Source organism: Enterococcus bulliens, assembly GCF_053761865.1.
This window is the reverse complement of record NZ_JBSMXK010000014.1, coordinates 62,267-71,193: the sequence shown is the minus strand read 5'-3', so window position 1 is coordinate 71,193 and position 8,927 is coordinate 62,267. Positions and strand designations below refer to the sequence as shown.

The 8,927-nt window shown below is 37.5% G+C and carries 9 protein-coding genes; 2 read left to right on the top strand and 7 right to left on the bottom strand.

Annotated features, from left to right (window positions below; all coding sequences use genetic code 11):
- Positions 1 to 126 precede the first annotated feature (126 nt).
- A complete protein-coding gene (locus tag ACWOEC_RS08410; protein ID WP_455307363.1) occupies positions 127 to 939 on the bottom strand; it encodes a DNA replication protein DnaD in 813 nt (270 codons plus the stop codon).
- A gap of 128 nt (positions 940 to 1,067) precedes the next feature.
- Positions 1,068 to 1,352, bottom strand: coding sequence for a helix-turn-helix domain-containing protein (locus ACWOEC_RS08405; RefSeq protein WP_455307361.1), 285 nt, complete (start codon positions 1,350 to 1,352; stop codon positions 1,068 to 1,070).
- Between the two features lie 196 nt (positions 1,353 to 1,548).
- Here ACWOEC_RS08405 and ACWOEC_RS08400 point away from each other — a divergent pair, with 196 nt between their 5' ends.
- On the top strand, positions 1,549 to 2,292 hold the full coding sequence (locus ACWOEC_RS08400) for a helix-turn-helix domain-containing protein (RefSeq protein WP_161485564.1): 744 nt from the start codon (positions 1,549 to 1,551) through the stop codon (positions 2,290 to 2,292).
- Between the two features lie 60 nt (positions 2,293 to 2,352).
- Entirely contained in the window at positions 2,353 to 3,495 is a 1,143-nt protein-coding gene (locus ACWOEC_RS08395; RefSeq protein ID WP_455307359.1) for a tyrosine-type recombinase/integrase, read from the top strand.
- A 96-nt stretch (positions 3,496 to 3,591) separates the two neighbouring features.
- Here the strand turns inward: ACWOEC_RS08395 and sufB are convergent, their stop codons facing one another.
- From sufB to sufC, 5 genes are all read right to left on the bottom strand, one after another.
- Positions 3,592 to 4,983 (bottom strand): Fe-S cluster assembly protein SufB, encoded by a 1,392-nt coding sequence (gene sufB / locus ACWOEC_RS08390; RefSeq protein WP_455307357.1) that lies wholly within the window; start codon positions 4,981 to 4,983, stop codon positions 3,592 to 3,594.
- Positions 4,984 to 5,045: 62 nt separating this feature from the next.
- Positions 5,046 to 5,468 (bottom strand): Fe-S cluster assembly sulfur transfer protein SufU, encoded by a 423-nt coding sequence (gene sufU / locus ACWOEC_RS08385; RefSeq protein ID WP_455307355.1) that lies wholly within the window; start codon positions 5,466 to 5,468, stop codon positions 5,046 to 5,048.
- On the bottom strand, positions 5,455 to 6,687 hold the full coding sequence (locus ACWOEC_RS08380; protein ID WP_455307353.1) for a cysteine desulfurase: 1,233 nt from the start codon (positions 6,685 to 6,687) through the stop codon (positions 5,455 to 5,457). Before ACWOEC_RS08380 ends, sufU begins: the two co-directional genes overlap by 14 nt.
- 1 nt (position 6,688) lies before the next feature.
- Positions 6,689 to 7,975: a Fe-S cluster assembly protein SufD gene (sufD, locus tag ACWOEC_RS08375; protein WP_455307351.1), complete on the bottom strand. Its 1,287-nt coding sequence runs from the start codon at positions 7,973 to 7,975 to the stop codon at positions 6,689 to 6,691.
- A 14-nt stretch (positions 7,976 to 7,989) separates the two neighbouring features.
- Positions 7,990 to 8,763, bottom strand: a complete 774-nt coding sequence (sufC, locus tag ACWOEC_RS08370; RefSeq protein WP_016184874.1) for a Fe-S cluster assembly ATPase SufC — start codon at positions 8,761 to 8,763, stop codon at positions 7,990 to 7,992.
- Between the last annotated feature and the right edge of the window lie 164 nt (positions 8,764 to 8,927).

The window sequence follows — 8,927 nt, the reverse complement described above, 5'->3', positions numbered from 1 at the left end:
AATTGGAGCTGTCCTTATGGACCTTCATGACGAATGGCTCAGTTCTACAAGAAAATATATTAAGTTTGATCAATGAGAGACCAGTAAAACATTGTATAGTATTTTACACAGGATTATGGACTTGACTCAAAAATTTCTTGAGGTTGTGTTTACATAAGCTATTTCATCAAGCAAAACTCCCAGATTTAGCTTATCATTCATAGAACTAAACAATTTCTTTAACATTTTATTAGTCTTATCATGAAAAAAAGCTGAATTTATCTCAATCTTGTATTCTCTTTCTACTGAATCTTTCATAGATAAAATAATACTAATAAACTTTTTTCTTTGTACTTCAGAAAACCTATCCCCTAATCTATTTGTTATTTGAATTCCCTCGTCATTAATTACATTTTTACAATTTTGGTTGTCTGTTTCAATTTGACTAATCTTATCTACACTAACTTTATCTAAATTAGACTTAATTAAACTAGACTGATTTAATCTTAACTGGGTTTCACTTTGGTAGTCACTTGACATACCTGCTGAATACCACTTATCAAAAAGATCTTTTTTTAATATCTCAGTCTGCTTTTTATCTAATATTTGTTTTATTGGTGCTTCTGGAATCTTATTAAAAAAATCTGGATTCATATTTAATAACTGATTATGATAAATTGACGCCTTATATCTATCATTCCTAATATACTGATTTTGTAGCCAGTGAGGTAAAAAAGCTAACCAGTCCCCGTTCAAAAAAAATATAAATCCTTTTGTTAATAGTACTTTAACATCATCTTCTGGAGTACCAAGCATTTGTGAATATGGAAAAACTTCAACTATCCCATCATCATCTGCATTGACGTTTAAATATACATACAATAATTTCGCTGAATCTGACATTTTCATAAAGCTTGCACTACTAATAAACGCTTTCGATAACATTCTTTTTTCTGCCATTTATTCATCTTCTTTCTATGAAATGTTACAATAGAAACAAATAAAATTTCTAAAATCTTTATTTAAGAATGCTCTTGACTGTCTACCAAAACGAACAAGAGCATTTTTTAATTTAACTACTAATATCATCAATAGCTTTTTAACCTCTTTAGCATAAATTCATTCACTGCTTTCTTAGAATAAAATTTTCTTCTTCCGAGAGTCGCAACTGGTAATCCTTCATTTCTAACCGCTTCTTTTAAGAAATTCTCACTTACGTTTAAATAATCACTCATTTCTTTCTGATTCAAATATTCTCTTGTGCTACCTGTATTCTGTCCTGCTCTTTCTATGGCCGTCATAGCAATTTTGTAAAACTCTTTTAAAAATATTTCTTGTTGTTCTTCTGAAATCATTAGTTTAATTGACTCCATGTACCTCTCTCCTTTCAATTGATTATTCTCTAATCCCTCTACCTGCTATAAAAAGTCATATAAATATAAAATTACGACATATATGCGACTTTTGTAAATATAGTTTAACATCATTTAATATATCATTCAATAGTAAATGCGACTTTAATATGACATTGATACCATTTGATGTTAAAATACTAATGAGGTGATATTTGTGAATCAAAACCAAAATGAACTATTAAAAAGAAAATTAAAAGTTCTTAGGAATAAGAATCAACTCACATTAGAAGAATTAGCTAGCGAAATTGGTATGTCATATATGAGTTTATCAAGGTTTGAGACTGGGAAAAGAATTCCTAGTGATAAGACATTAAAAAAAATCGCAAATTTTTATGATATTCCTGTCAGCTATTTTTTAGAACAAGATTACTTTACTTATGATAATTATGGTGTAAACATTATTAAATTAAACAGTGTTTATGATGACTCTATTCTTGCTTTTCCAACAGGCATAGATGATAAATATAATACTTATCGTTTAAAGTTTTCAGGAACAAAAAACGAATATTTACATATATATCAAGAAATTGGGGAATATTCACTAACTGGAATAGGACACCAATTTCTTAATTTAGATCAAAAAAATGTAATGGATTTAATATTAGAGATATATGAAAAAGCACGAGTTATTTACGATAAAATTACCAGTGTAATAATCTACACATCTATTAATAATTCACAAGAGATTGAAACAATAATATTTGATAATACGATTAATGAAGAACAAATACTTAAAGATTTTAGTGGTAATATTGATTCTTCTAACATTATTTTTGGTAATAACGATACAATTTTCCTTAATACATTCATTGAAAATACATTTAACAAGGTCATTACTTTAGATTATGGTGTTTTAGACTATAATTATTTAAAAAAATTATATTGCAATAAACATTAAAACAATTGATTCTTCAAATAACTTCTCTACCTGCAAAATGAAGTAAAGGAGAGAATCAATATGGCAACATTTTTTAATTACAAACTTAAAAATGGAGACAAGTATTGGGGATTTGAAACTTATTTAGGGAAAGATCCTCGAACTGGGAAAGATATTAGGACCAAAAGAAGACGTTTTAAGACGAAAGCTGAAGCTCAAAGTGCTTTAAACAAGCTTTTAGTTGAGTACAAAGAACAAGAAGAATTTCGTATCAATGTCACAACGTTTGAAGAGTTATATGAATTATGGATAGATAACTACCGAATGAGAGTTAAACCCTCTTCTGTCGCAGTTGCACAACGTTTCTGTAAGAATCATATCCTACCTGCTTTCGGTAAAATGAAACTAGATAAAATCACCGTTAGCTATTGTCAGCAACAAGTCAATGTATGGCATGGAAAACTCAAACAATATGCTTTTCTCAGAAAAACTACCGCTCAAATATTCAAGTTTGGCGTAGCTATGGAAGTCTGTAAAAGTAATCCAATGTCTAAAACCTTACTCCCTCGAAAAATTGAAGAAGAACAACCGATTAAATTTTATACAAAAGATCAGTTAGTTTTATTCTTAGATAATGTTCAAAAGAATAATAGTACAAAACTATATACCTTCTTCCGCTTACTAGCCTTTACAGGTATGCGTAAAAGCGAAGGATTAGCCCTTCAGTGGGAAGATATAGATTTCTTCAATAAAACCCTTAAAATCGGTAAAACAGTCGCTCAGGACGAATTTCAGAAGGTAGTCCTACAAGTCCCAAAAACAAAAAGTTCTACTAGAACAATCAAACTGGATGATTTAACGCTTAAACAGTTAAGAATATGGAAACAAGAGCAAATGGAAACAATGTTAATGTATGGATTTAATACCAATTCACCTGAACAATTTGTTTTCACAACCAAAGATAATAATTTGTATTACCCTCAGGCTGTAAATGACTGGCTAAATTGGATTTACAAAAAATCGCCAATGGATTTACAAATTACCCCTCATGGATTTAGGCATACTCATTGTAGTTTGCTATTTGAAAGTGGGGCTTCTATCAAAGAAGTTCAAGAACGTTTAGGACATAAAGATATAAAAACAACCATGAATATCTATGCCCACGTCACACCACAATCTATCAAAGAAACTGGGGATCGATTTGCTAAATTCATGGGAATGTAGCTCAAACGTACCCAAAAGCGTATCCAAAATAATTTTTGACAAAAAGAAAAAGCTCTAAACGCTGATTTAACAACGTTTAGAGCTTTTATATAGAAACTATCCTACACTACCTTCCATTTCATAGCTGATCAAACGGTTTAGTTCGACTGCGTATTCCATTGGAAGTTCTTTAGTAAATGGTTCTACAAATCCCATGACGATCATTTCAGTCGCTTCGGATTCAGATAGACCACGACTCATCAAGTAGTACAATTGTTCTTCTGAGATCTTCGATACTTTAGCTTCATGCTCTAAAGACACTTGGCTGTTGTGGATCTCATTGAACGGGATCGTATCTGATTTTGATAGGTCATCCATGATGATCGTATCGCATTCGATATGCGAGATCGAGCCGGCACTTTTCTTACCGAACGTTACTTGTCCACGATAGTTCACTTCACCGCCGTCTTTAGCGATCGATTTTGAGACGATCGAACTTGACGTGTTTGGTGCGTTATGGATCATTTTCGCCCCAGTATCTTGAATCTGTTTTGCGCCAGCAAACGCGATCGATAACATCGTACCACGTGCGCCTTCACCTTCAAGATAGACACTTGGGTATTTCATCGTCGTTTTCGCACCTAGGTTTCCATCGATCCATTCAACCGTTGCGCCTTGTTCAGCACGCGCACGTTTGGTTACCAAGTTGTAGACGTTATCTGACCAGTTTTGGATGGTCGTGTAACGACAATACGCATCTTTTAACGTAAAGATCTCGACGATTGCTGCGTGTAGACTATTCGTCGAATACGTTGGTGCTGTACAGCCTTCGACATAATGCACACTTGCGCCTTCATCGACTACGATCAAGGTACGTTCAAATTGTCCCGTATTTTCAGCATTGATCCTAAAATACGTTTGTAGCGGTACATCGACACGTACGCCTTTTGGTACATAGATAAACGTTCCACCTGACCATACAGCTGAGTTTAGCGCGGCCAATTTATTATCTGTTGGTGGGACTAATTTAGAAAAGTATTGCTTGAAGATCTCTGGATATTCTTTTAAGGCCGAATCGGTATCGGTAAAGATAATCCCTAATTTTTCAAACTCTTCTTTCATATTGTGGTAGACCACTTCTGATTCATACTGCGCTGAAGCTCCAGCTAAGTATGCGCGTTCTGCTTCTGGGATTCCGATCCGTTCAAAAGTCTCTTTGATTTTTTCTGGTACATCGTCCCAATCGCGAGCCGGTTTGTCACTGGATTTTTGGTAGTATTTGATGGCATTAAAATCGATATCTGATAGATCTGGTCCCCAGTTTTGCATGGGCATTTTGTGAAATGCTTCTAGTGAACGTAGACGAAAATCTAACATCCATTCTGGTTCTTCTTTTACGCGTGAGATCTCACGGACGATCTCTTCTGTCAGACCTTCTCCGGTCGTAAAGACAGGTTTGACATCATCGTGGAATCCGTATTTATATTCTTCTAATTCAGGTACGCCCATTTGATTCACTCCTCTGTAATGTTATGGATATAGCCACTTTCACCGATCCCGCTTTCTAGATCTTAAAGGGCTTTTTCAAGTGCTTTCCAAGCTAACGTTGCGCATTTGATCCGTGCGGGGAATTTTGCGACCCCACCAAGCATCGCGGCATCGCCTAATCCATCTAAGTCATCAACGTCTTTGCCTTGAACCAATTTTGAAAAATCAGTTGCCAAGTGTTGGACTTCATCCAAGTTTTTACCTAAAACGGCATCGGTCATCATCGACGCACTGGCCGTACTGATCGAACAGCCATTACCAGAAAAGGCGATATTTTTAATGCGATCGTTTTCTAGTTCTAACTCTAAATGAATCACATCACCACATGTGGGATTGTTCATCTCGATCTGATGGTCTTTGTTATCGAGTGTGCCATGATGATGCGGATGGCTTGAATGGTCTAAAATCACTTGACGATATAAATTATCTAATTTAGAAAGTGCCATGTTGGAAAAACTCCTTTGTTGCCTGGATGGCGGCTAAGAAGACATCGCATTCTTCTTTCGTATTGTAAAAATAAAAACTCGCACGTGCAGTCGACGAAACATTTAAACGTTTCATTAAGGGTTGCGCACAGTGGTGTCCGGCACGTACCGCAACACCTTCCATATCAAGGGCCGTCGCGATATCGTGTGGATGGATCCCATCGATCGTAAAACTGATCACACCAGTGTGCTTTTCTACATCTTCTGGTCCATAGATCGTCACACCATCGATTGCCGCAAGTTTTGGTAAAACATAGGCTACTAAACTGGCTTCATATTCATGGATCGCATCGAGTCCGATTGCTTGTAAGTACTTGATCGCAGCCGCTAGACCGATCGCTCCAGCCATATTTGGCGTACCAGCTTCAAATTTCCATGGCAATTCTTTCCAGGTACTATCTTGAAGTTCGACAAAATCGATCATCTCACCGCCAAATTCGACCGGCTCCATTTGTTCGAGTAAAGCACGTTTTCCATAAAGTATACCGATCCCTGTTGGTCCACATAGTTTGTGGCTACTAAAGGCAAAAAAATCGACATCTAGTGCTTGGACATCGACTGCCATATGTGGTGTCGATTGTGCCCCGTCAACTACGATCACTGCTTGATGTGCGTGTGCCCATTGTGCGAGTTGGTGGATCGGATTGATGACACCTAAGACATTTGACGCATGCGTAATCGACACGATCGCCGTTTTGTCATTGATCTTTTCTTTAGCGTCTGCTAGATCTAGTTCGCCGTTTTCTGTGATCTCAATATAGCGCAGTGTCGCATTTTTTCGTTTGGCTAATTGTTGCCAAGGGATGATATTGGAGTGATGTTCCATATAAGAGATCAAGATCTCATCGCCTTCATTCACAAATGCACCATAGCTTTGCGCGACCCAGTTTAAACTCGTCGTCGTTCCTCTCGTAAATAAGATCTCCGCTGTGTCTTTGGCATTAATAAAGCCCCGCACCGTCTCGCGTGATCCTTCATACGCTTTCGTTGCCCGTTCGGCTAGTGTATGCACGCCACGATGGACATTGGCATTATCATAATGATAATACCGGTCCATCGCATCAAGTACTGCTTGAGGTTTTTGAGTCGTTGCCGCATTGTCCAAATATACCAATGCTTCATCATTGACGGTTTGATCTAGGATCTTAAAGTCCTTACGAATCTCATTGGCATCGAACATACTATAACTTCCCTTCGATAACGTCCACTAATTCTTTTTGGACTGCTTTGATTGGGATCGCCGTTAAGACTGAACCTAAGAATCCACGGATCACTAAACGCTCAGCTTCTGCTTTTGGAATCCCACGACTTAATAAATAATACATTTCATCCGGATCCACGCGACCTACGCTGGCTGCATGTCCTGCGGTTACTTCATTTTCATCGATCAATAAAATCGGATTGGCATCGCCACGGGCTTGGTCAGAAAGCATCAAGACACGACTTTCTTGTTGCGCATCAGCGCCTTTTGCCCCTTTTAAGATATGACCGATCCCATTGAACGTTAAGGTTCCTTTTTCACGAATCACACCATGTTGTAAAATGTGGCCGATCGAATGTTTCGCTTTATTGGTCACACGTGTATCGATTGCTTGAACTTGACGTCCGGCACTGATCGCTACGGCTTTGACCTCAGCATGTGACCCTTCCCCGACTAGATCGGAATCAAAATCTGCGATCACATTGCCATCATTTAAGACACCGATCGCCCAATCGATTGACGCATCACGCATCAAATAGCCACGACGGTTCATATACGTCGATACTTGTTCGCCTAGTTGATCGATTGCTGAGAATTTGATTTTTGCTCCAGCTTTGGCGATCACTTCAACGATGATATTCGCTGACGCTTTGACTGCTGCTTCTCCAGTCGTCATAAAACGTTCTAAATAACTAAACTCACTATTTTCTTCACCAACGATCAATACGTGTTTAAAGAAATGCGCTGGATTGTTGGCTTGTTGATAAAATAGAGCTTCTAGTGGTTGCTCGATCACCACGTTTTTAGGTACGTAGACAAAAAGCCCACTTGTTAAAAAGGCGATATGCGCTGCGGTTAATTTGTCTTCGTCTAGTTTCACGGCTTTGGTCATCAAGTACTCTTTGACAAGTTCTGGATGTTCACTTGCTGCGGTAAAGAGATCAGTAAAGATCACACCTTGATCGATCAAGTCTTGTGGCAATTGTTCAAAGACTGTGATTTCATCTTGTTGGACAAGTAACGGATGATCCGCTAGTGCATCAAATGAAGGCACATTGGCTTCAACTTGGCTTTCTCCTTGTAGTGTTGCTTCATTGATCTCAAAGAGCGGCCAACGTTCAAAGCGCACACGCTCGATCTTAGGTAATGCAAGTGTGTCGACAACATCTAGCGCTTGTTTTCGTAAGTCAGTTAAAAATGCAGGTTCTTCACGTAATGCAGCATAGGTCATGACTGCATCAAGGTGTGCTTGTAAGTCTTTTTTCATCTGCAATCTCCTCCTTACGCTTCTTCTTCTTTATAGTCGATTCCTAATTCTTTACTGATTCCAGCATATCCTTCAGCTTCTAAACGACGGGCTAGATCCGCATCTCCTGTCATCACGACACGGCCTTCCATCATAATATGCACCACGTCTGGTGTGATGTAGTTTAATAAACGTTGGTAATGGGTAATGATCAATGAACCAAAGTTTTCGCCACGCATTTCATTGATTCCACGTGCTACGACTTTTAAAGCATCGATATCCAGACCTGAATCGATCTCATCTAAAATGGCAAATGTTGGTTCTAACATCAACAATTGTAAGATCTCATTACGTTTTTTCTCCCCACCTGAGAATCCTTCATTTAAATAGCGTTCTGCCATTTCTTCAGGCATATTTAATAGATCCATTTTTTGGTCTAGTTTTTTAATAAATTGCATCACAGAGATTTTATCGTCTTCATCGCGTTTAGCATTGATCGCCGCGCGCATGAATTCCGCATTGGTGATCCCTGGAATCTCACTTGGGTATTGCATCGCTAAAAATAATCCTAAGCGTGCACGTTCATCTACTTCAAGCTCTAATATATTTTCGCCATCGAATAAAATTTCACCTTGTGTCACTTCATAGTTTGGATTACCCATGATCGCTGCTGACAAAGTCGATTTACCGGTCCCATTTGGTCCCATGATGGCATGGATCTCTCCTGTATTGATAGTTAAATTGACCCCTTTTAGGATCTCTTTATCTTCGATTGAAACATGTAGATCTTTGATTTCTAAAACTGACATGTAATTCCCTCCAATGGCTTTTATATTCTCTCTCATTGTAGACTAATTGAGAATGAACTTCAATCGCAACAAGACGAAAATTTGCGAAAGTTTCTGTTTTATTGCGAATCAAGTACAAAAAAAACGTTAAATAGCTAATTAAAGCTATTTAACGAATAATAATC

Bases quoted from the DNA above. Each gene is read 5' to 3' on its own strand.
- ACWOEC_RS08410 (WP_455307363.1), bottom strand. From the start codon at position 939: ATGGCAGAAAAAAGAATGTTATCGAAAGCGTTTATTAGTAGTGCAAGC.
- ACWOEC_RS08405 (WP_455307361.1), bottom strand. From the start codon at position 1,352: ATGGAGTCAATTAAACTAATGATTTCAGAAGAACAACAAGAAATATTT.
- ACWOEC_RS08395 (WP_455307359.1), top strand. From the start codon at position 2,353: ATGGCAACATTTTTTAATTACAAACTTAAAAATGGAGACAAGTATTGG.
- sufB (WP_455307357.1), bottom strand. From the start codon at position 4,983: ATGGGCGTACCTGAATTAGAAGAATATAAATACGGATTCCACGATGAT.
- sufU (WP_455307355.1), bottom strand. From the start codon at position 5,468: ATGGCACTTTCTAAATTAGATAATTTATATCGTCAAGTGATTTTAGAC.
- ACWOEC_RS08380 (WP_455307353.1), bottom strand. From the start codon at position 6,687: ATGTTCGATGCCAATGAGATTCGTAAGGACTTTAAGATCCTAGATCAA.
- sufD (WP_455307351.1), bottom strand. From the start codon at position 7,975: ATGAAAAAAGACTTACAAGCACACCTTGATGCAGTCATGACCTATGCT.
- sufC (WP_016184874.1), bottom strand. From the start codon at position 8,763: ATGTCAGTTTTAGAAATCAAAGATCTACATGTTTCAATCGAAGATAAA.